The 22321-nt window shown below is 72.3% G+C and carries 18 protein-coding genes; 11 read left to right on the forward strand and 7 right to left on the reverse strand.

Features of this window, described 5'->3' with window-relative positions; all coding sequences use genetic code 11:
- Positions 1-66 precede the first annotated feature (66 nt).
- From GA0070611_RS18315 to galT, 4 genes are all read left to right on the forward strand, one after another.
- Positions 67-1542, forward strand: a complete 1476-nt coding sequence (locus GA0070611_RS18315; protein ID WP_231921159.1) for a glycosyltransferase family 2 protein — start codon at positions 67-69, stop codon at positions 1540-1542.
- Positions 1543-1644: 102 nt separating this feature from the next.
- A complete protein-coding gene (gene cysC, locus GA0070611_RS18320; protein ID WP_091665901.1) occupies positions 1645-3174 on the forward strand; it encodes an adenylyl-sulfate kinase in 1530 nt (509 codons plus the stop codon).
- A gap of 164 nt (positions 3175-3338) precedes the next feature.
- A complete protein-coding gene (locus tag GA0070611_RS18325; RefSeq protein ID WP_091665903.1) occupies positions 3339-4127 on the forward strand; it encodes a DeoR/GlpR family DNA-binding transcription regulator in 789 nt (262 codons plus the stop codon).
- Positions 4124-5197 (forward strand): galactose-1-phosphate uridylyltransferase, encoded by a 1074-nt coding sequence (gene galT / locus GA0070611_RS18330; RefSeq protein ID WP_091665906.1) that lies wholly within the window; start codon positions 4124-4126, stop codon positions 5195-5197. The genes GA0070611_RS18325 and galT overlap by 4 nt, the downstream gene beginning before the upstream one ends.
- A gap of 326 nt (positions 5198-5523) precedes the next feature.
- Here the strand turns inward: galT and GA0070611_RS18335 are convergent, their stop codons facing one another.
- Complete coding sequence (locus GA0070611_RS18335; RefSeq protein ID WP_091665908.1) at positions 5524-6741, reverse strand: NADP-dependent isocitrate dehydrogenase; 1218 nt, start codon at positions 6739-6741, stop codon at positions 5524-5526.
- A gap of 133 nt (positions 6742-6874) precedes the next feature.
- On the opposite strand from GA0070611_RS18335, the gene GA0070611_RS18340 reads away from it, so the two are divergent.
- Positions 6875-7672 carry an MBL fold metallo-hydrolase gene (locus tag GA0070611_RS18340; RefSeq protein ID WP_091665910.1) on the forward strand — a complete coding sequence of 266 codons (798 nt, stop codon included), beginning with the start codon at positions 6875-6877 and terminating at the stop codon, positions 7670-7672.
- 9 nt (positions 7673-7681) lie between these two features.
- On the opposite strand, the gene GA0070611_RS18345 is transcribed toward GA0070611_RS18340, so the two are convergent.
- Positions 7682-8080: a VOC family protein gene (locus GA0070611_RS18345; protein ID WP_091665912.1), complete on the reverse strand. Its 399-nt coding sequence runs from the start codon at positions 8078-8080 to the stop codon at positions 7682-7684.
- A gap of 88 nt (positions 8081-8168) precedes the next feature.
- Here GA0070611_RS18345 and GA0070611_RS18350 point away from each other — a divergent pair, with 88 nt between their 5' ends.
- Complete coding sequence (locus tag GA0070611_RS18350) at positions 8169-8942, forward strand: TetR/AcrR family transcriptional regulator (protein ID WP_091665915.1); 774 nt, start codon at positions 8169-8171, stop codon at positions 8940-8942.
- Between the two features lie 69 nt (positions 8943-9011).
- Here the strand turns inward: GA0070611_RS18350 and mdh are convergent, their stop codons facing one another.
- Both mdh and GA0070611_RS18360 read right to left on the reverse strand, forming a co-directional pair.
- Positions 9012-9962 carry a malate dehydrogenase gene (mdh, locus tag GA0070611_RS18355; protein ID WP_091665918.1) on the reverse strand — a complete coding sequence of 317 codons (951 nt, stop codon included), beginning with the start codon at positions 9960-9962 and terminating at the stop codon, positions 9012-9014.
- Positions 9963-10090: 128 nt separating this feature from the next.
- Positions 10091-10951: a bifunctional methylenetetrahydrofolate dehydrogenase/methenyltetrahydrofolate cyclohydrolase gene (locus GA0070611_RS18360; protein ID WP_091665920.1), complete on the reverse strand. Its 861-nt coding sequence runs from the start codon at positions 10949-10951 to the stop codon at positions 10091-10093.
- Positions 10952-11365: 414 nt separating this feature from the next.
- Here GA0070611_RS18360 and GA0070611_RS18365 point away from each other — a divergent pair, with 414 nt between their 5' ends.
- From GA0070611_RS18365 to GA0070611_RS18385, 5 genes are all read left to right on the forward strand, one after another.
- Positions 11366-12964 carry a peptide ABC transporter substrate-binding protein gene (locus GA0070611_RS18365; RefSeq protein WP_091665923.1) on the forward strand — a complete coding sequence of 533 codons (1599 nt, stop codon included), beginning with the start codon at positions 11366-11368 and terminating at the stop codon, positions 12962-12964.
- Positions 12965-13052: 88 nt separating this feature from the next.
- The gene (locus tag GA0070611_RS18370) at positions 13053-13991 is read left to right on the forward strand and encodes an ABC transporter permease (RefSeq protein ID WP_091665926.1); all 939 of its coding nucleotides are present in this window, start codon (positions 13053-13055) and stop codon (positions 13989-13991) included.
- Positions 13984-14931, forward strand: a complete 948-nt coding sequence (locus GA0070611_RS18375; RefSeq protein ID WP_091665928.1) for an ABC transporter permease — start codon at positions 13984-13986, stop codon at positions 14929-14931. The genes GA0070611_RS18370 and GA0070611_RS18375 overlap by 8 nt, the downstream gene beginning before the upstream one ends.
- A 4-nt stretch (positions 14932-14935) precedes the next feature.
- Entirely contained in the window at positions 14936-15973 is a 1038-nt protein-coding gene (locus GA0070611_RS18380; protein WP_091665930.1) for an ABC transporter ATP-binding protein, read from the forward strand.
- A complete protein-coding gene (locus tag GA0070611_RS18385; protein WP_091665932.1) occupies positions 15957-16982 on the forward strand; it encodes an ABC transporter ATP-binding protein in 1026 nt (341 codons plus the stop codon). Before GA0070611_RS18380 ends, GA0070611_RS18385 begins: the two co-directional genes overlap by 17 nt.
- Before the next feature lie 165 nt (positions 16983-17147).
- On the opposite strand, the gene GA0070611_RS18390 is transcribed toward GA0070611_RS18385, so the two are convergent.
- The 3 genes from GA0070611_RS18390 to purH form a co-directional block, all read right to left on the reverse strand.
- Positions 17148-19781 carry a beta propeller repeat protein gene (locus GA0070611_RS18390; RefSeq protein ID WP_197675738.1) on the reverse strand — a complete coding sequence of 878 codons (2634 nt, stop codon included), beginning with the start codon at positions 19779-19781 and terminating at the stop codon, positions 17148-17150.
- A gap of 161 nt (positions 19782-19942) precedes the next feature.
- Positions 19943-20422, reverse strand: a complete 480-nt coding sequence (locus tag GA0070611_RS18395; RefSeq protein WP_091665935.1) for a hypothetical protein — start codon at positions 20420-20422, stop codon at positions 19943-19945.
- A 265-nt stretch (positions 20423-20687) separates the two neighbouring features.
- Positions 20688-22259: a bifunctional phosphoribosylaminoimidazolecarboxamide formyltransferase/IMP cyclohydrolase gene (gene purH / locus GA0070611_RS18400; RefSeq protein ID WP_091665937.1), complete on the reverse strand. Its 1572-nt coding sequence runs from the start codon at positions 22257-22259 to the stop codon at positions 20688-20690.
- Positions 22260-22321 lie beyond the last annotated feature (62 nt).

Below are 22321 nucleotides of genomic sequence, written 5' to 3' on the forward strand. Positions count from 1 at the left end.
GACGGGGGCGGTGACCGGACCGGACAGATCGGGAGACGTATGGACACGGACGTGAACCGTCCCAAGGTGAGCGTCGTGGTACCCACCCACAACTGCGGCCCGCACCTGGACCCGCTCGTCTCGTCGCTGGAGCGGCAGTCGCTGCCCCCCGGCGAGTTCGAGGTGGTCTTCGTCGACGACGGTTCGACCGACGACACCCCGCGCCGGCTGGCCGCGCTGGCCGCCGTGCACGAGCACTTCCACCTGGTCCGCCTGGAGAACTCGGGCTGGCCGTCGCGGCCGCGCAACGTGGGCGTGGAGCACGCCCGCGGCGAGTACGTCTTCTTCGCCGACGACGACGACTGGTTCGCCGAGGAGGCGCTGGAACGGTTGTACGCCTGCGCGTCGACGCACGACGCCGACATCGTGGTCGGCAAGATGGCCGGGCACCGGCGCAGCGTGCCCCGGGAGCTGTTCCGCCGGAACCGGTTCGACGCCACCCTGGCGAACGCGCCGCTGATCGACAGCCTCACCTGCCACAAGCTCTTCCGGCGGGACTTCCTCGACAAGCACGAGCTGCGGTTCTCCGAGGGGCCGTACCGGCGGTTGGAGGACCACCGCTTCGTCGTCCGGGCGTACCTGCTCTCCGGGCGGACCTGCGTGCTCGCCGACTACACCTGCTACCACCACCAGCGGCGGGTCGACGAGGGCAACGTGACGGCCACCCGGATGGACCCGGCGGAGTACTACGCCGCGCTGCGCGAGGCGATCGACATCGTCGACGCGCACGTGCCGCCGGGGCCGCTGCGGGACCGGCTGCACCGGCGCTGGCTGCGCAACGAGATGGTGGAGCGGCTGCGCGGGCAGCGACTGATCGACGCGCCGGAGGACTGGATCGCCCGGGTCGTCGCCGAGATCCGGGACATCCTCCGGGAGCGGTTCGCCCCGGGGGTCGCCGCCGGGCTCCCGCCGCTGCACCGGGCCCTGGCGTACCTGGCCGAGCAGGGCCGGCTCGCGGACCTGCGCCGGCTGGCCGAGTGGGAGACCGGCGTCCGGGCGCAGGCCGACGTCCGGGGGTGGGAGGTCTCCGGACACACCGTGACGCTCACCGTCGCCGCGTACCTGGCCGCCGGGGACGGGCCGCTGCGTTTCGGCGCCGACGGGCGGGAACTGCCCGTGCTGCCGGTGGACGGGGTCGACCCGCCGCCCGGCGTCCCGGTCGCGTCCGGCGCGACGAAGGTGGACCTGGTGGCCCGGCACGCGCAGACCCGGGAGGAGATCTTCCTGCCGGTCACGGTGCACACCGAGCGGGTGCCGGAGGGGGACGTGCTGCGGGTGGAGCACGTCGTGACCACCACCGCCGACTTCGGGGCGCTGGCCGGCGGCCGGACCCGGGGCACCTGGCAGGTGAAGGCGAGGGTGAGCGGCGCGGGCTGGACCAGGGACACCGGGTTGGCCCTGCTCGTGCACTGCGCCGCCGACGGGGCGCCGCCACGGGTGGAGAACGAGCGGTCCTTCTTTTCCCGGCTCCGGCGGCTGGCCGGCCGGCTGCGCCCCCGGTAGAGATCCCCGATACCCGGACCGCTCGCCCGGAGAGCGAGTGGCGCTCTCGACCGATCGCCGGTCGGCTGAGAAACTGTGGGCCGGTCAGTGAGTGGGGGTTCGATGAGCAACGGCTGGGTGCTTCCCGAGGACGTGCTGCGGGACGCGCCGACGTACGCGCCACGCGCCGCTGAGCTGGCCGACCTGGAGTTGCTGCTGACCGGGGCGTACGCCCCGCTGGCCGGCTTCATGAGCCGGGCCGACCTGGCCTCGGTGGGCCGCCGGGGCCGGCTCGCGGACGGCACGTCCTGGCCGGTGCCGGTGACTCTCCAGGTGCCCGCGGCGCTGGTCGAGGGGATGCAGCCGGACGACCCACGGCGCCGGGCGCTGGTGCTCACCGACGGCGAGGGCGCCCCGGTGGCCGCGCTGGAGGTGACCGACGTCTGGCCGGTCCGCGAGGGGGTCGCCGGCGTGGGTGGTCCGGTCCGCCGGCTCGGCGACGGCGGTCACGGGCCGTTCCAGCGGCTGCGGCGCAGCCCGGAGGAGGTCCGGGCGCTGCTGCCCCCGGGGCGGGTCCTCGGCGTCTTCGCCGACCGGCCGCTGCACCGGCCCCAGCTGGCCCAGATCGCGCACGCCGCCCGCACCCTCGGCGCCCACCTGCTGGTGCTGGTCCCGACCGGGGAGGAGTCGATCGGCGGGCTGCCGGCCGAGGCGCTGGTCCGCAGCGTCTTCGCGGCCCGGGACCGGATGCCCCCGGCCACCCTGGTCGCGGTGCCGCTGGTCCGCCGCCGCGACGAGATCAGCGACGCCCTGCTGCGCGCCCGGGTCGCCGCCGCCTACGGGGTGACCCACCTGCTCTCCACCGAGGGCATGCTCTCCGGGGCCGGGCTGCGGGTGTTGGTGCCCCGCGAGCTGGCGTACGACAACCGGGACGGGCAGTGGCGCTGGCGGGAGGACATCCCGCCGCGCAACCGGCGGTTGGCGCTGCGCCAGGACGAGATCGAGGACCTGCTGGACCGGGGCTTCCCGCTGCCCGAGTGGCACACCCCGCCGGCGGTGGCCAAGGAGCTGGCCCGGGCCCGGCCGGCGCGCCGGCACCGGGGCCTGGTGGTCTTCCTGACCGGCCTCTCCGGCTCCGGCAAGTCGACCATCGCCCGGGGCCTGGCCGACCTGCTGCGCGAGGGCGGCGAGCGCACCATCACCCTGCTCGACGGGGACGTGGTGCGCCGGGAGCTCTCCGCCGGGCTGGGCTTCAGCAAGGCCGACCGGGACGCCAACGTGCGGCGGATCGGCTGGGTGGCCGCCGAGATCGCCCGGCACCGGGGGGTGGGGATCTGCTGCCCCATCGCCCCGTACGCGGCGGCCCGGGCCGCCGCCCGCGAGATGGCCCACGCGGCGGGGGCCGGCTTCCTGCTGGTGCACGTCGCCACCCCGCTCGCGGTCTGCGAGGAGCGCGACCGCAAGGGGCTGTACGCGCGCGCCCGCGCCGGCCTGCTCACCGGCATGACCGGCATCGACGACCCGTACGAGGAGCCGACGGACGCCGACCTGGTGGTGGACACCACGGACCTGACCGTCGAGGAGGCGGTCCAGCGGGTGCTGGAGCACCTGACCGAGACCGGCTGGGTGGAGACCCGCCTCCAGTCCGCCTGATCCCGCCTCGCCGCGAGTGGCCGTCCCGTCGGGGGCGGCCACTCGCTGCGTCGGTGGCGGCTTCCCCTCTCCTTCCGCCGATCGACTCTGCGCGGTAGTGTTCGTCTTTGTTGGAACACGTTCGACCGCGTGCCTCGTGGTCGATGGCGGGGAGGTGACGGCGGGTGCTCGCGCGACAACGGCAGGCGGCCATCCTCGACCGGGTGCGCAGTGCCGGTGGCGTCCGGGTCACCGAGCTGGCCGCCGAGTTCGGCGTCTCCGACATGACCATCCGTCGCGACCTGGAGACGTTGCACGAGCAGGGCCTGCTGGCCAAGGTGCACGGCGGGGCGACCCTCGCCGACGCCGGTTCCACCGACGAGCCCGGCTTCCGCGCCAAGTCGGTGATCCAGGCGGCCGAGAAGGCGGCGATCGCCACCCGGGCCGCGCAACTGGTCCGCCCCGGCGCGGCCGTCGCGCTCTCCGCCGGCACGACCACCGCCGAACTGGCCCGCCGCCTGGTCGACGTGCCGGGCCTGACCGTGGTCACGAACTCGCTGCCGGTGGCCGAGATCCTGCACGTCGGCGGGCGGCCGGATCAGACGGTGGTGCTGACCGGCGGGGTGCGTACCCCGTCCGACGCCCTGGTCGGTCCGCTGGCCGTGGCCGCGCTCGGGGCGCTGCACCTGGACCTGCTCTTCCTCGGCGTGCACGGGATCAGCGAGCGGGCCGGGTTCACCACGCCGAACCTGATGGAGGCCGACACCGACCGCGCCCTGGTGGCCGCCGCCGACCGGCTGGTGGTCCTGGCCGACCACACCAAGTGGGGCACGGTCGGCATCTCCTCCATCGTCGGCCTCGACGCGGCGGACGTGCTGATCACCGACGACCGGTTGGCACCCGGGGCACGACGGGTACTCGAGGAGAGGGTGGGCGAGCTGGTGATGGTGCCGGGCACCGAGGGGGCGCAGTGAGGCGTACGCGGATCGAGCTGGCCGACGGCCGAGAGCTGATCTACTTCGACGAGCGGGACGACGCGGTCCGCGACCAGCCGGACCGGCGCGAGCTGCCCCCGCCGCCGCACGCCTCCCAGCTCCGCTACGACCCGCTCACCGACGAGTGGGTGGCGGTGGCGGTGCACCGGCAGACCCGCACCTTCCTGCCCCCGGCCGACGAGTGTCCGCTCTGCCCGTCCCGGGGTGACCGGCTCAGTGAGATCCCGGCCCCCGACTACGACGTGGCCGTCTTCGAGAACCGGTTCCCCTCGCTGAGCCAGCGGGTGGCCGACGAGCCGGCCGAGATCACCCCGTTCACCCCGGTCCGACCCGGGCTGGGGCGCTGTGAGGTGGTCTGCTTCACCGACGACCACAACGCCTCGTTCGCCGCCCTCCCCCCGCGCCGGGTGCGGACCGTGCTGGACGCCCTCGCCGACCGGACCACCGCGCTGAGCGCGCTGCCCGGGGTGGAGCAGGTGTTCCCGTTCGAGAACCGGGGGGTGGAGATCGGGGTGACCCTGCACCACCCGCACGGCCAGATCTACGCGTACCCGTTCGTCCCGCCCCGCACCCGCAGCCTGCTGGCCGCCGCCCGGCGGCACGCCGAACGCACCGGCGGCAACCTGTACGCCGACGTGCTCGCCGCCGAGCGCGCCGCCGGCGAGCGGGTGGTGGCCGGCAACGAGCACTGGACCGCGTACGTGCCGGCCGCCGCGCGCTGGCCGTTCGAGGTGCACGTGGCCCCGCACCGGCCGGTGCCGGACATCCCGGCCCTCGACGACGCCGAGCGGGACGCGTTCGGCCCGCTCTACCTGGACGTGCTGCGCCGCTTCGACGGGCTGTTCGGCGTGCCGATGCCGTACATCGCCGCCTGGCACCAGGCCCCGGTACGCATCGACCGCGAGCTGGGCCACCTGCACCTTCAGCTGTTCACCATCCGGCGGGCGAAGGACAAGCTGAAGTACCTGGCCGGCTCCGAGTCCGCGATGGGCGTCTTCATCAACGACATCGCCCCCGAGCGCGCCGCGGAGCTGCTCCGCGCCGCCTGAGAGGAAGGGCCCCTTCTCGACGCCTGGTGCGGGTGAAGGGTCCCTTCCTCGCGGCTCCGCCACCGCGGGTGCGTCCGTCGAGCGGGCAACAGGGCGCGGGGGGCCCGGGACAGGGCCCCCCGCAGGGAAGGGACGGCTGACTGCGCGGGGCAGTCAGGAGGGTCGCGGCACGCCGCGAGACGGCCGGGCTCGGCCCTCCGTGGACGGGACTGGCACCACGTCCACCCTGCTCAACGAGGCGCGCCCGTCCCGGGTGACGTGCCCCGGACGCGACGGAGCCCGCCGGCGCGGGGCCGGCGGGCTCGGTCGGGTGACGCGGGCGAGGATCAGGCGGCGAGCTTGCGCGCCAGGTTCTCGTCGAGCGCGTTCATGAACTCGTCGGTGGTCAGCCACGGGGCGTCCCGCGAGATGAGCAGCGCGAGGTCCTTGGTCATCTGGCCGCTCTCGACGGTGTCGACGATGACCTTCTCCAGGGTGTTCGCGAACTCGGTGACCGCCGGGGTGTTGTCCAGCTTGCCCCGGTGGGCCAGGCCCCGGGTCCAGGCGTAGATCGAGGCGATCGGGTTGGTCGAGGTCTTCTCGCCCTTCTGGTACTGCCGGTAGTGCCGGGTGACCGTGCCGTGGGCGGCCTCGGCCTCGACGGTACGGCCGTCCGGGGAGAGCAGCACCGAGGTCATCAGGCCGAGCGAGCCGAAGCCCTGCGCGACGGTGTCGGACTGCACGTCACCGTCGTAGTTCTTGCAGGCCCAGACGTACCCGCCCTCCCACTTGAGCGCGGCGGCGACCATGTCGTCGATCAGCCGGTGCTCGTAGGTGATGCCGGCGGCGTCGAACTCGGCCTTGAACTCGTTCTCGAAGACCTCGGCGAACAGGTCCTTGAACCGGCCGTCGTACGCCTTGAGGATGGTGTTCTTGGTCGACAGGTAGACCGGGTACTTGCGGTCCAGGCCGTACCGGAACGAGGCGCGGGCGAAGTCCCGGATCGACTCGTCGTAGTTGTACATGCCCATGGCGATGCCGCCGCCGGGGAAGTTGGCGACCTCCATCTCCATCGGGGCGCCGCCGTCGGTCGGGGTGTAGGTGATGGTCACCTTGCCCGGGCCGGGGACCACGAAGTCGGTGGCCTTGTACTGGTCGCCGTGCGCGTGCCGGCCGATGACGATCGGCTTGGTCCAGCCGGGGACCAGCCGGGGCACGTTGGACATGATGATCGGCTCACGGAAGACGACGCCGCCGAGGATGTTGCGGATGGTGCCGTTCGGCGACCGCCACATCTTCTTCAGGCCGAACTCCTCCACCCGGGCCTCGTCCGGGGTGATGGTCGCGCACTTGACGCCGACGCCGTGCTCCTTGATGGCGTTCGCGGCGTCGACGGTGACCTGGTCGTCGGTCTCGTCGCGGTGCTGGATCGACAGGTCGTAGTAGTGCAGGTCGACGTCGAGGTACGGCAGGATCAGCTGCTCACGGATCTGCTTCCAGATGATCCGGGTCATCTCGTCGCCGTCGATTTCCACGACCGGGTTGTTTACCTTGATCTTCGCCATCGACCGGCGCTCCTCTCGGGGGACACATGCTCAAGCAGTACGAGCGTACTGCAAACTGACCGGGGCTCCCCAGCCGGCCTCACCGGATCGGAACGGGGTCGCCCGCGACGGCCCGCCGTGCCATCCTTCCCCGATGCCGCTGGATCACACGGTCGGGTCTATCACGGTCACCGCGCTCGTCGACGGGGTGGGGCCCTTCTTCCAGCCCCGCGAGGAGGCGTTCCCGGACGCGACCGCCGGGCAGTGGGCCGAGGCCGACCGCCGGGACCCGGACACGGTCGGCCCGGACGGACGCTGGCGGCTGCCCTTCCGCTGCTTCGCGCTGCGCGCCGGGGACGGGCCGGTCACCCTGGTCGACGCCGGGATCGGCCCGGCCGACGCGCCCGCCGCGAGCTGGGCGCCCGTGCCGGGGCGGTTGCCCGCCGAGCTGGCCGCCGCCGGGATCGACCCGGCAGACGTCCGGACCGTGGTCCTCACCCACCTGCACAGCGATCACGTGGGCTGGGCGGGCCCGCTCTTCCCGAACGCGGAGCACCTGCTCCAGCGGGCCGAGCTGGACGCGCTGGCGCTGTTCCACCCGGAGCTGCCGGCCCGGCTGGTCGGGCCGTTGCGCGCCGCCGGCCGGCTGCGGGTGCTCGACGGCGACACCGACCTCACCCCGGGGGTACGCGTGCTGAGCACGCCGGGACACACCCCGGGCCACCAGTCGGTGCTGGTCGACTCGGGCGAGGACCGCCTGCTGGTCACCGGCGACCTGCTGGTGCACGCCGTGCAACTGGTCGACCCGGGTCTGGCGTACGCCCACGAGGTGGATCCGGCCACGGCGCGCGAGTCCCGGACGGAGCTGCTGCGCGCCGTGGCCGCCCGGGGCCCGGCGGTGCTGGCGACGCCGCACCTCGGCGTCCCCTTCACCATCCTGCCGGCGGGGTGACCGCCGGGGTCAGCCGACCTCGGCCGGGGCGTGCACCCACTGGACGAACTGGAAGATCACCCCGTTCGGGTCGGTGATCTGGAAGAACCGCTCCCCCCAGGGCTCGGTCTGGATCTCGGTGGTCACCGGGACGTCGGCGGCCTGGATCCGGGCGTACTCGGCGTCGATGTCGTCGACCTCGAAGACGACCAGCAGCCCCTGGGCCCGCTGGTGCTTCAGGCTCTCCGGCTGGAGGGTGGCCAGGCCGGTGCGCAGGAAGATCAGGCTGAAGCCGGCCCCCTCCCGGGCCAGCGACACGAAGCCGTCGGCCGACATCTGCTCCTGGAAGCCGAAGTGCTGCTTGGCGAAGGCGGCCGAGGCCGGCACGTCGTCGACGTTGAGCGAGATGGCCGATGCGGTGATCTGCACATGAACCTCCGGTGCGGGGGCGTGGGCGCTTACGCCGTACATTGTACAACGTACGGCGTACGGCTTTTTGGGTTGAGAGGATGGTCGGGTGTCCACGTACCGCAGCGGGGCCGGCGATCCGGCCCGCACCCTCCACCTGCTCTGGCGCCGCCCCGACGCGACCCCGCGCCGGGGGCCGCGCCCGGGGCGCTCCCTCGACGACGTGGTCACCGCCGCGATCGGGCTGGCCGACGCCGAGGGGCTGGACGCGGTGACCATGCGCCGGGTCGGCCAGGCGCTCGGCGTGGCACCGATGACGCTCTACAGCTACGTGCCGGGCAAGGCCGAGCTGCTGGACCTGATGGTGGACGCGCTCTACGCGGGGATGCCCCGGCCGGACCGCTCCGGGCAGCCCTGGCGCCGGCGGGTGTCGGCCGTCGCGCGGGACAACCGCGACCTCTACACCGCGCACCCGTGGGCGGCGGAGGTGGCGACCGGCCGGCCGCCGCTCGGCCCGGGCCTGATGGCGAAGTACGAGTACGAGCTGCGCGCCTTCGACGACACCGGGCTGGACGACGTGACCCGGGACGCGTCCCTGACCCACCTGCTCGACTTCGTCCGGGCCGCCGCCCGGTCGGCCGCCGAGGTACGGGCCGCCCGGCGGGACAGCGCGCAGAGCGAGGAGCAGTGGTGGGCGGCGAACGGCCCGCTGCTGGCCGAGGTGCTGGACGAGCGGCGGTACCCGACCGCGGTCCGGGTGGGCAGCGCCGCCGGCGCGGCGCACCAGGCCGCCTACGACCCGGACCACGCGTACGAGTTCGGCCTGGAACGGGTCCTCGACGGGCTGGCCGTCCTGATCGACGCGGCCCGCGCCGGGGACTGAACCCGCGCGTCCCCGGAACACGGAAGCGCCCCGCGACCGGACGGTCGCGGGGCGCTCCGGGCGATCGGATCACATGTTGGCGACGTCGGCCTGCTTGGCGCGGACCGCCTCGGCGGCCTCCTTGAGGCTGGCCAGCTCGTCGGCGTCCAGGTCGGTCTCGACGACCCGCTTCACGCCCTCGGCGCCGATCTCGGCCTCGACGCCCAGGTAGACGCCGGAGATGCCGTACTCGCCGTCCACCCAGGCGCAGACCGGCATGACCGCGCCGGAGTCCTCGGCGACCGCCTTGGCCATCCGGGCGGCGGCGGCCGACGGGGCGTAGTACGCCGAGCCGGTCTTCAGCAGCGCCACCACCTCGGCGCCACCGTTGCGGGTCTTGACGACCAGCTCCTCGATCTGCTCGGCCGGCATGGCCTCGCGCAGCGGCTTGCCGTTCACGGTGCTCTGCGACGGGACCGGGACCATGGTGTCGCCGTGCGAGCCGAGGGTCAGCGTCTTCACCGACTTGACCGGTACGTTCAGCGCCTCGGCGACGAAGTTGGTGAACCGGGCGGTGTCGAGCATGCCGGCCTGGCCGAGCACCCGGTTCTTCGGGAACTGGGTGGCGAGCTGGGCCAGCGCGGTCATCTCGTCGAGCGGGTTGGAGACGACGATGACGACGGCGTTCGGGGCGTACTTGGCGACGTTCTCGGCGACCTGGCGGACGATCTTGGCGTTGGTCTCCAGCAGGTCCATCCGGCTCATGCCCGGCTTGCGGGGCAGACCGGCGGTGATCACCACGACGTCGGAGCCCTCGATGGCCTCGTAGCCCTCGCCGTTCGGGCCGGTGGTGACACCCACGACCTTGGTCTCGAAGCCCTCGACGGCACGCGACTGGTTGAGGTCGAGCGCGAGACCCGCCGGCTTGCCCTCCACGATGTCGGTGATCACGACGGTGTCGAAGACGTCGTACTCGGCCAGGCGCTGTGCGGTGGTGGAGCCGTAGAAGCCGGCCCCGACGACAGTGACCTTCTTACCCATGGTCGTCCCACTCCCTGATACCAGTCGGTTTTTCCGGACCGTATCAGTCATCGTGGCACCGAACCGGCCAGGGGCGGCGGCCATCGCCGGGATGGGGCGAACGTCACCGCCGCCCGGTTCGCCCGCCGTCAGCCGCGCTCGGCGCGCTCCACCACGTTGGTCAGCAGCATGGCCCGGGTCATCGGCCCGACGCCGCCGGGCATCGGGACCAGCTTGCCGGCCACCTCGGCGACCTCCGGGTCGACGTCGCCGGTGTAGCGGCCCTTGCCGTCCTCGCCGATCACCCGGGTGATGCCGACGTCGACCACGGTCGCGCCGGGGGTGACCATGTCGGCGGTGAGCAGGCCGGGCACCCCGGCCGCGACGATGACGACGTCCGCCGCGCGGGTGTGCGCGGCGAGGTCCAGGGTGCCGGTGTGGCAGAGGGTCACCGTGGCGTTCTCGCTGCGCCGGGTGAGCAGTAGGCCGAGCGGCCGGCCGACGGTGTTGCCCCGGCCGACCACCGCCACGTTCGCGCCGCGCAGCGGCACGTCGTGCCGGCGCAGCAGCTCCACGATGCCGCGCGGGGTGCAGGGCAGCGGGCCGTCGTAGCCGAGCACCAGCCGGCCCAGGTTGACCGGGTGCAGCCCGTCGGCGTCCTTGGCCGGGTCGATCAGCTCCAGCGCCCGCTGGGTGTCCAGCTGCGCCGGCAGCGGCAGCTGGACGATGTAGCCGTGGCAGGCGGGGTCCGCGTTCAGCTCGGCGAGGACCGCGTCGAGCTGGGCCTGGTCGGCGTCGGCGGGCAGCTCGCGGCGGATCGAGGCGATGCCCACCTCGGCGCAGTCGCGGTGCTTGCCGGTCACGTACGCCTGGGAGCCGGGGTCGGCCCCGACCAGGACCGTGCCGAGGCCCGGGGTGATGCCCCGCTCCGCGAGCGCCTTCACCCGCGCCCGCAGCTCGTCCTTGATCTGCGCCGCGGTCGCCTTGCCGTCCAGGATCGTCGCCGTCACGCCTGGATCGTCTCACGCGCCCTGCGGCCCGGTACGCGGACGGCCCGCGATCACGATCCGTTACGTGGCGTTAGTCACGCAGAGTGACCAAGTGTGGGTCGCGACACAGCTTGCCCCGGACAGTAGATGATCAACCAGGGCGGACCGGACAGCCGGCGACGCAGGGCGCATGCCGTCCGTGACGACGCGAGGGGCGCGTACGGGCGGTCGGAAAACCGCCGCTGAGCTGCCAAGAAGGCCGACCGCTATAGCAGAGGGCCGGTACGCCGACAAGGGCGGGACCCCCACTCCGTTACCGCTTCGCAACGCTCTCGTTGCCGAACCGGCGGCCGGTGACCTACCGTTGCCGATCGTTGCGCAGCGTCACCCAGCGCCGGGCCCGGCTGCGTAGCGTGAGGAGATGAGGAGCCCCCCATGCGTGTTCGTAGGCTCGCTGCCTGGACCGCTCTCCCGCTCGCGGTGACCCTGGGCCTCGCGGCCTGCGGCTCGGGCGGCGAGGGCGGCAAGAGCGACCCCAACGCGGCCGTGCGGATCGAGATCGCCGAGCCGCAGCACCTGGTCCCGACCAACACCAACGAGACGAGTGGCTCGCAGGTGCTGTCGGCCCTGTTCAGCCCCCTGGTCGACTATGACCAGGCGAACAAGCCCCACGAGGTGGCGGCCGAGTCGGTGACGTCGTCGGACAACAAGGTCTGGACGATCAAGCTGAAGCCGGGCTACACCTTCCACAACGGCGAGAAGGTCACCGCCGACAACTACCTCGACGCCTGGAACTACGGCGCGTACGCCCCGAACGGGCAGAACTCCAGCTACTTCTTCGAGAAGGTGGCCGGCTACGCGGACCTCCAGGGCGAGAAGCCGAAGGCGAAGACGCTCTCCGGTCTGAAGAAGGTCGATGACCTGACCTTCACCGTCACGCTGACCGAGCCGTACATCGACTTCAAGTCGATGCTGGGCTACACGGCGTTCTACCCGCTGCCCAAGGCCGCCTTCTCCGCCCCCGGCGTACTGGCCGAGAAGTACGAGCAGGCACCGATCGGGCAGGGCCCGTTCAAGATGAAGGGCACCTGGCAGCACGACGCCAAGGTCGAGGTGGAGAAGTACGCCGCGTTCCCCGGCCAGCAGCCGAAGGTGGGCGGCGTCGAGTTCCGGATCTACCAGCAGCCGACCGCCGCGTACGCGGACGTGCTGTCGGACAACCTGGACGTGATCAAGACGATCCCGACCGAGAGCCTGTCGACCGCCCCCACCGACCTCGGTGACCGGTTCCAGCAGAGCCCCGCGTCGTCGCTCCAGGTGCTGGCCTTCCCGACCTTCCAGAAGGAGTTCAGCAAGCCCGAGGTGCGCAAGGCCATCTCGATGGCGATCGACCGGGACGAGATCGCGAAGTCGATCTTCAAGGGCTCGCAGCAGCCGGCCCGCTCGTTCGTCTCGCCGGTGGTCGCGGGCTACCGGGAGAACACCATCGGTGCGGCCGGCGCGTTCGACCCGGCCAAGGCGAAGGCCATGTACGAGGCCGCCGGCGGCCCGAAGAAGATCGAGCTGTCCTACAACGGCGACGGTGGCCACAAGGACTGGATCGACGCCACCTGCAACCAGCTCAAGGCCAACCTGGGCGTGGAGTGCGTGGGCACCGCCGAGCCGAAGTTCGCGGACCTGCTGACCAAGCTCAAGCAGAAGCAGCCGGTCGGCCTGTTCCGGATGGGCTGGGTCATGGACTACCCGTCCATGGAGAACTACCTCGGCCCGCTGTACAGCACCAACGGCTCGTCGAACTACTACGGCTACAGCAACCCGCAGTTCGACAAGCTGCTCGCCGAGGGCGCCAAGGCGCCGACGCAGGACGAGGCGATCAAGAAGTACCAGGCGGCGGAGGACCTGCTGGCCCAGGACATGCCGGTGATCCCGCTCCGCTACGGCCAGAACAACTTCGGCCACTCGACCAAGGTCAAGAACGTGGAGATGGATCTCTTCGACCGGGTCGACCTGCTGAAGATCGAGGTCGTCAAGTAACACCCCGGACGACGGGTCGGGCCACCTCCGGGTGGCCCGACCCGTACGACCACTCCAGCTTCGCCCCTTTTCAGAGAGACTGCACAGTATGTTCCGCTTCATTCTGCGGCGACTGCTCCAGATGGTCCTCGCCTTCTTCGGGACCACGCTGATCGTCTACGCGCTGATGTTCGCCGGGCAGGGCGACCCCATCCAGGCGCTCGCCGGCGAACGCCCGGTCACCGCGGCCCAGCGGGCATACCTGACGCAGAAGTACCACCTCGACGCCACCGGCGTCGGTGGCTTCTTCTACCGCTACTTCGACTACCTGAAGAACCTGCTCCAGGGCGACCTCGGGCAGTCGCTGACCGGCCGCTCGATCGGCGACATCCTCGCCGCCGCCTGGCCGGTCACCGTCCGGCTCGCGCTGATCGCGATGGCCGTGACCGTGCTGTTCGGGGTGACCGCCGGGGTGATCGCCGGCATCCGCCGGGCCAGCTTCTTCGACAACTCGACGCTGGTGCTGACCCTGCTGGTGCTGGGCATCCCCACCATCGTGCTGGCCCCGCTCGCCCAGTACCTGCTGGGCGTCAAGTGGCAGCTCTTCCCGCCGACCGCCGGGGCCGACCCGGACCTGTACGCGTTGCTGCTCCCCGGCATCGTGCTCGGTTCGCTCTCGCTGGCCACCGCGCTGCGGCTGACCCGTACCTCGGTGGCGGAGAACCTGCGCGCCGACTACGTCCGGACCGCCCGGTCGAAGGGCCTGGTCAAGCGGCGGATCGTCAGCGTGCACGTGCTGCGCAACTCGCTCATCCCGGTGGTCACCTTCCTCGGCGTCGAGCTGGGCAACCTGATGAGCGGCGCGATCATCACCGAGGGCGTGTTCAACATCCCCGGCGTCGGCTTCAACCTGTTCCGCGGCATCCGCACCGAGGACGGCCCCCTGGTGGTGGGCATCGTCAGCGTGCTGGTCGTGGTCTACCTCGTCTCCAACCTGGTGGTGGACGTCCTGTACGCCGTACTCGACCCGAGGATCCGCTATGAGTGATTTTGAGACGGTGGCGGCGACGGAGGACCAGTCGGCGCGGCGCGGGGTCTCCGGCGAGCCGGGCACCCCGGCCGCCGCGAGCAAGGCCCGCAGCCTGGCCGGGGACGCCTGGCGCGACCTGCGCCGCAACCCGATCTTCTGGATCAGCCTGCTGCTGGTCGTGCTGGTCGCCGCGATGGCGGCCGTCCCGTCCCTGTTCACCGCCAACGACCCGCGCGACTGCGTGCTCTCCCGGCAGCACGCCGGGCCGTCCGGCGGGGCCATCTTCGGGTACGACTTCCAGGGCTGCGACACGTACTCCCGGGCGGTCTACGGGGCTCGCGCCTCGCTCCTGGTCGGCGCGCTCTCCGCACTGCTCACCGGCCTGATCGCGCTGGTCGTCGGGATGGTCGCCGGCTACTTCGGCCGCTGGGTCGACGCGGTGCTCTCCCGGGTGATCGACATCGTGCTCGGCATCCCGCTGCTGCTCGCCGCGATCGTGCTGCTCAAGCGGGTCAGCACCAGCAGCGACAACGTCCGGCTGTTCGCGGTGATCTTCGTGCTCGCGGTGCTCGGCTGGACCACCGCGGCCCGGGTGATCCGGTCCTCGGTGATCACCGCCAAGGAGCAGGACTACGTGGCGGCGGCCCGGATGCTCGGCGCCGGCAACGGGCGGATCATGTGGCGGCACATCCTGCCGAACGCGCTCGCCCCGGCGATCGTGGTGCTGACGATCGCGCTCGGCTCGTTCATCGCCGCCGAGGCCACGCTGAGCTTCCTCGGCATCGGGCTGAAGGCGCCGACCATCTCCTGGGGCATCGACATCGACGCCGGCCGGGTGCACATGCGGGAGTCGGCGACCCCGCTGATCGTCCCCTCCGCCTTCCTGGCGCTGACCGTGCTCGCCTTCATCATGCTGGGCGACGCGATCCGCGACGCCTTCGACCCGAAGCTGCGGTGAGAACATGACCGAGTCCGCGGTCCGGCCCACGCCGGCCTCCCCCACCCCGCCCGGCGGCCACCTGCTCGACGTCCGCGACCTGCACGTCGAGTTCCGCACCAGCGAGGGCGTGGCCCGGGTGATCAACGGGGTGTCGTACCACCTGGACCCTGGTGAGACCCTGGCGGTGCTCGGCGAGTCCGGGTCCGGCAAGTCGGTGACCGCCCAGGCGATCATGGGCATCCTGGACACGCCCCCGGCGCACATCCGCTCCGGCCAGATTCTCTACCAGGGTCGGGACCTGCTCACCCAGTCCGAGGAGCAGCGCCGGCAGGTCCGCGGCAAGGAGATCGCGATGATCTTCCAGGACGCGCTGTCGGCGTTGAACCCGGTCTTCCCGGTCGGTTGGCAGATCGGCGAGACGCTGCGCCAGCGCGAGGGGATGTCCCGGGCCGACGCCCGCGCCCGGTCGGTCGAGCTGATGGACCTGGTCAAGATCCCCGGGGCGGCGAAGCGGCTCGGCGACTACCCGCACCAGTTCTCCGGCGGCATGCGCCAGCGGGTCATGATCGCGATGGCGCTGGCGCTGAACCCGAAGGTGCTGATCGCCGACGAGCCCACCACCGCGCTCGACGTCACCGTGCAGGCCCAGATCATGGACCTCCTGGCGGACCTGCGCCGGGACCTGAACATGGCGATGATCCTGATCACCCACGACCTCGGCGTGGTCGCCGGCGTCGCGGACCGGATCGCGGTGATGTACGCCGGCCGGATCGTCGAGCACGCCGACGTGCGGCCGCTCTACCGGGCGCCGGCCCACCCGTACACCAAGGGCCTGCTGGAGTCGATCCCGCGCCTCGACGTACGCGGGCAGGCGCTGTCCACGATCAAGGGGCTGCCGCCGAACCTGATGCGGATCCCGTCCGGCTGCCCGTTCCACCCCCGGTGCCCGTACGCGCAGCAGGTCTGCGTGGACGAGGTGCCGCACGACCTGGTCCTCGGCGACGGCCGGACCAGCGCGTGCCACTTCGCGCAGGAGGTGCACGATGACAGCGCCCGCTAGCCCCACCAAGGTCCGCGGCGAGACCGTCCTGGCCGTCGACAACCTGGTCAAGCACTTCCCGATCAGCCAGGGGGTGCTGTTCAAGAAGCAGACCGGAGCGGTCCGGGCCGTCGACGGGGTCAGCTTCGAGCTGCGCCGGGGCGAGACGCTCGGCGTGGTCGGCGAGTCCGGCTGCGGCAAGTCGACCCTGGCCCGGCTGCTGATGCGGCTGGAGACGCCGACCTCCGGGCGGGCCACCCTGGAGGGGAAGGACCTGTTCAAGGCGTCCGGGTCGGAGCTGCGCCGGCTGCGGCGCAACATGCAGATGGTGATGCAGGACCCGTACACCTCGCTCAACCCCCGGATGACGGTCGGCGACATCATCGGCGAGCCGTTCGAGATCCACCCGGAGGCGGCACCCAAGGGCAGCAAGCGGCAGCGGGTACGGGAACTGCTGGACGTGGTCGGCCTGAACCCGGAGCACATCAACCGCTACCCGCACCAGTTCTCCGGCGGTCAGCGGCAGCGCATCGGCATCGCCCGGGCGCTCGCCCTGCGGCCCGAGATCATCGTCTGTGACGAGCCGGTCTCGGCCCTGGACGTCTCCATCCAGGCCCAGGTGATCAACCTGCTGGAGCAGCTCCAGGACGAGTTCGGGCTGTCGTACATCTTCATCGCGCACGACCTGTCGGTGGTCCGGCACATCTCCGACCGGGTCGCGGTGATGTACCTCGGCAAGATCGTGGAGATCGGCACCGAGGACGAGATCTACGAGCGGGCCACCCACCCGTACACCCAGGCACTGCTCTCGGCCGTGCCGGTGCCCGACCCGGAGGCCCGCGACGACCAGGCCATGATCCGGCTCACCGGCGACGTGCCGAGCCCGGCCGACCCGCCGTCGGGCTGCCGGTTCCGCACCCGCTGCTGGAAGGCGCAGGACGTCTGCGCCACCCAGGAGCCGCACGCCGTGCTCCGGGCCGCCGACCCGCACCCGTCGGCCTGCCACTTCGCCGAGGTCCGCACCCGATGAGCACCGGGGCCGTTCCCGACGAGCGGGAACGGCCCCGGTGATCCGCCGGGAGCCGCCCCGTTGTCCGCCCCGCACGGACCGGGGCGGACAACGGCTCAGCGCATGGTCAGCCGGAAGCCGTCCGGTCCGCCCCGGATCGGGGCCCGGGGCGGACCGGACGACGGCTCAGAGCTGGGCCAGGTCGAACGCCCAGATGCCGCGGCCGTGGGTCGCGACGTAGATCGAGTTGTCGACCGCGTTGTACTCGACGTCCATGCCGACGGTCAGCGGCAGGCCGGCGCCGAGCCGCTGCCAGTCCGTGGCGCCGGGCGCGCGGTAGAAGGTGGCCAGGTCGGTGGCGAGCACCAGCGCCCCGTTGGCCAGCTCCTTGACCGAGCTGGCCGGCACGTCCGGCAGGTTCGCCGAGACGTCCTTCCAGGTCGCACCCGAGTCGGTGGTCTCGAAGACGTGGCCAAAGCCCGCCCCCGGGCCCTCGGTGAAGCGGCGGGAGAAGCCGTTCACCGCGAGGAACGCGTGCGCGCCGTTCGCCGGGTCGATCCCGACGCCCTGCACGAAGCGGTTCGGGAAGTCACCGGGCAGGGTGACCTGGTGCCAGCTCGACGGGTCGCCGACCTTGCCGACCGCGAGCCCTCGGGTGAACCCGGCGTTGTTGCACGGACCGCACCAGCCGACGTACGCGGTGCCGCCAGAGACCGCCACCGAGGTGGCGGTGTGGCCGGCACCCAGGTCGAACACGTTCGTCCAGCCCTTGCCGTCGGAGATCGCGTAGCCCTTGGTGTTCACCCAGACGTGCTGGCCACCGGCGACCCAGGTGTTCGCGTCGTGGTCGTCGGGCGCGAACGGCGCGATGAACCGGGCCGGCTCGTCGCCCGGCGACGAGGTGTACGGCTGGATGTCGCGCGAGGTGGAGTCCGCCGGCGTGCCGTTGCCGGTGTTGGCGTTGCAGTTCTCGGTCACCCGCATGGCCAGGTTGGTGTACTCCTGGACCTGCCGGCAGCCGTTGGCCGGGTCGGCGAAGCCGTCGCCGCCGTCGCCACCGAAGTTGGAGCCCATCACGGTGTCGCCGGGGCGCAGCACCGAGACGCCGTTGTCCTGCAGACCACCGGAGACGACGGTGCCGGCCTTCGCCGGGTCCTTGCCGACCGCCACCGAGTAGTACTGGAGCGCGTCGATGGTGCCGTCGTTGAGGCTCTGCCAGTCGGTGGCGTGGCCGTCCTTGTCGGTCCTGCCGTTGACCGGCCGGCGGTAGACGCCGCCGTCGTTGCCGACGTAGACGAAGCCGTTGCCGACCGCCACCGAGTGCTGGTCGGAGTGGGTAGTCTTGTTGCAGGTGTTCTGCGCGTCGTGGATGTTCCAGCAGGCGAAGTTGAAGTTCCAGTACGGCCCGACGGTCTTCCAGTTGGCACCGGCGTCGGTCGACTCGTAGACCTCCTCCAGGCCCGCCCAGACGTGGTTCGGGTTGGCCGGGTCCACCGCCAGGAACTGGTTGTACCAGGCCTGGATGCCGGGGCCGTAGCCCTTGCCGCCCACCGCCTGCTTCAGCGCCGAGCCCGAGTTGCCCAGCTTCGCCGAGTCGGCGATCTTGTTCCACGGCCCGGCCGGGTTGCCGGTGTTGGAGACGTAGATGCCGTCCAGGTAGCTGTTCACGTTGCCGGCCGGCTTGTTGAGCAGGCTCGGCGACTGGTTGATCGCGTACAGCTTGCCGCCGTCGGCGGAGAAGGCGAAGGTCACGTACCCGATGTCGTCGGCCGGGATGGCGCCACCCGGGTTGACCTTCGTCCAGCCACCGGCCGTGTAGTCGGTGGTCTCGTAGAAGCCGTTGTAGGTGTCACCGGAGCGCCACGCCGAGGCGACCACCACGTGCTTCGGTCGGCGCGGGTCGCCGGCCACGTCGTTGACGATGTTCTTGTACGCCGCGTTCGCCGCGCCCGCGTTCGACCCGCCCGGCAGGTAGCTCGGGTTGGGCGCGAACTCCAGCTTCCAGGCGCCCGAGGCGGCGCCCATGGCGTGCGAGTAGAGACCCCGGTTGGTGGCGGCCCAGACCTTGCCGTCGAAGAACCGCAGCTTGTTGATCGTGGTGCTCTCCAGCTCGGTCCCGCCGACCCGGTCGGTCGCCGCGAACTTCCCGGTCCGCGGGTTGGCCAGCCGGTAGACGCCGGCCCCCACGAACGAGGTGGCGCCGGTGTTGCCCTCGCCGGTGGCGTACCAGAGGGAACCGTCGGTGGCGAGCACGACGTCGCCGCTGGACAGGGTGGGCAGCGCGTCCGCGATCGGCGTCCAGCTCCGGCCGCCGATCGAGGAACGCCAGACGCCACCGTCCGCGCCGGCCGCGTACACGTAGCCGTTGTTGTCCGCCGCGAGGCCGGTCATCCGGCCGGTGACCAGACCGGCGCCTCCGGAGGAGTTGGAGGCGTAGTCGCGGTAGCGCGGGTCGTCGCCGTCGTACTTGACGTTCGTGACCTCGCGCCAGCTGCCCTTGGTGGTGGGCAGCGCGGTGAGCTGGCTCAGCGCGTTCGAGTACGCCCCTGGCGAGACGATCCCCGGGGCGTACCGGGCCTGGGCGAACTGCTCGGCGATGGTGCGGGCCTCGAAGGCCTCCTCACCGGCCTCCTCGGACGCCTCGCCGGCCGCCATCTCCATGAACTCCCTGGGGTGCCAGGGCATGTTGGCGCCGGGCTCCTCGGCCAGGCCGAGCGCCTCCCGCACCTCGTGGTTGGTGGCGGCGACGCCGCCGAGCGCGGCGGTGAGCACCAGCGCGCCCGCGATGGTCGCCGGCTTGCGCCAGCGGAATGTGGACATGCGAATCCTCCCGGATTCGAAGGGGGGTGCCGGGCGGGTCGGCCCGGACAGGGGAACCACGCCGGTCGTGGCCGGCCGTGGTGATGGACGATCGGACGGGTACGTCCGTGCTGGACCCTCGGGCCGGCGGGGCGCACCCGCCGGGCGACGTCGCGAGAGGGTCAGGCCGGGACGGGCGGAGCCCGACCGGGCCGGCTGCCGTGCGTCGGCAGCGGTACGGCCGGCTGCCGGTAGCCGGTCGGGGCGACCACCGAAGTGGACGCGCCGCCGACCCGTACCGGCAGGGCCAGGAGGAGATCGTCCGGTCCGTCGTTGGTGACGACGCCGGCGCGGTGGTCACCGCCGGGTCCCTCGGAGAGTGCCGTCCACCGCTCCGACGGAGCGCCGGTGGGCGTGCGGCGCACACCGGCGGCTCGGGGGTCGCCGGAGGGCGGGGTGGGACGGCCCGGAGTGGTGACCGGTACGTCGACGGACCGTCCGCCCGGAGGAAGAACGGAGGGGCCGTCGTGGACGATCGACCGGTGCGCGGCGGTGACCACCGCGCCGGCTTCGGGGTTCTCCCCGCGGACGGGCGTCCCCAGGCCGATCAGGACGAACGCCAGCGCGACGACGACGGCGGTCAACCGGTCGAACGCGCGCATGGGCACACCTGTCGAGGGAGGGGAGGCCGGTCGGGCGGGCGGGCACGGTGGCCGCGGCCGGAGCAGGACGCAGAGAGAACGGGGAGGGTCGATCGCTGGCTTCCGGCGTTCACGCTAGCAACATCTTTCACACCCCGGCAACGGGATGACCGTCGTACTTTCGGCTGGTCAATGCCGAGGCCGTGACACCGCTCCCACGTCGGGGCGCAGGACGTGAAACGGGGGCGCGGCCGGTCGGCCGTGCCCCCGTCTCCGCTACCGGAGGTCAGTGGAAGAAGTGCCGGGTGCCGGTCAGGTACATGGTCACCCCGGCCTCCTTGCAGGCCGCGATGGTCTCCTCGTCGCGGATCGAACCGCCGGGCTGAACGATCGCCGTCACGCCGGCCTCGATCAGGATCTTCGGCCCGTCGGCGAACGGGAAGAAGGCGTCCGAGGCGCAGACCGAGCCGCGGGCCCGGTCCTCGCCGGCCCGGGCGACCGCGAGCCGCGCCGAGTCCACCCGGTTGACCTGTCCCATCCCGACGCCCACGGTGGCGCCGTCGCGGGCCAGCAGGATCGCGTTGCTCTTCACCGCGCGGACCGCCCGCCAGGCGAACAGCAGGTCGTGCAGCGTCTGCTCGTCCGCCGGGTCACCGGTCGCCAGCGTCCAGCCGGCCGGGTCGTCGCCGGGCGCGTCGACGGCGTCCCGCGCCTGCACCAGCAGACCGCCGGTGACCTGCCGCCACTCCACCGGGGACGGGCCGAACGCCGGGGCCCGCAGCAGCCGCAGGTTCTTCTTCGCCCGGAGCACCTCGACGGCGTCCTCGTCGAAGCCCGGGGCCACCAGCACCTCGGTGAAGATCTCCGCCACCTGGCGGGCCAGCTCCACGCTCACCGGCCGGTTCACCGCGATCACCCCGCCGTACGCGGAGACCGGGTCGCAGGCGTGCGCCTTGCGGTGCGCCTCGGCCACGTCCGCCCCGACCGCGATGCCGCACGGGTTGGCGTGCTTGATGATCGCCACCGCCGGCCGGTCGGGGAAGTCGTTCGCGGCCCGCCAGGCCGCGTCCGCGTCGACGTAGTTGTTGTAGGACATCTCCTTGCCGTGCAGCTGCTCGGCCTGCGCCAGCCCGGCCGGCCCCGCCGGGTCGGCGTAGAGCGCCGCCGCCTGGTGCGGGTTCTCGCCGTAGCGCAGCACCGCCTGCCGGCGCAGGGCCGACCCGGTGAACCGCGGCCAGCCCTCCTCCGCCGGCGCGACGGTGGTGGCGAACCAGTCGGCGACCGCCACGTCGTACTCGGCGATGTCGGCGAACGCGCGGGCCGCCAGCGCCCGGCGCTGGGTCAGGGTGAAGCCCCCCTCGGCCAGCGCGGCCAGCAGCGCCGGGTACGCGCCCGGGTCGGTCACCACCGCGACCGAGGCGTGGTTCTTGGCCGCGGCCCGGACCATCGCCGGCCCGCCGATGTCGATCTGCTCGACGCACTCGTCCTGGCTCGCGCCGGAGGCGACGGTGGCCTGGAACGGGTAGAGGTTGGAGATCAGCAGGTCGATGCCGGCGATGCCGTGCTCGTCGAGCTGGGCCGCGTGCGCGTCCTTGCGCAGGTCGGCGAGGAGGCCACCGTGGATCTTCGGGTGCAGGGTCTTCACCCGGCCGTCGAGGATCTCCGGGAAGCCGGTCACCTGCTCGACCGGGGTCACCGGCACGCCCGCGCCGGAGATCGTCGAGGCGGTGCTGCCGGTCGAGACGAGCTCCACGCCGGCGGAGTGCAGGGCCCGGGCCAGCTCGACCAGCCCGGTCTTGTCGTAGACGCTGACCAGCGCCCGCCGGATCGGGCGGCGGGTGTCCTCAGTGGTGCTCATGCCGCCCCCTCGCTCCGCTCGGCGCCGGCCTGAGGCACCAGCGCGCTGTGTCGATGATTCGC

The sequence above is a fragment of the Micromonospora auratinigra genome (assembly GCF_900089595.1).
Classification (GTDB): domain Bacteria; phylum Actinomycetota; class Actinomycetes; order Mycobacteriales; family Micromonosporaceae; genus Micromonospora; species Micromonospora auratinigra.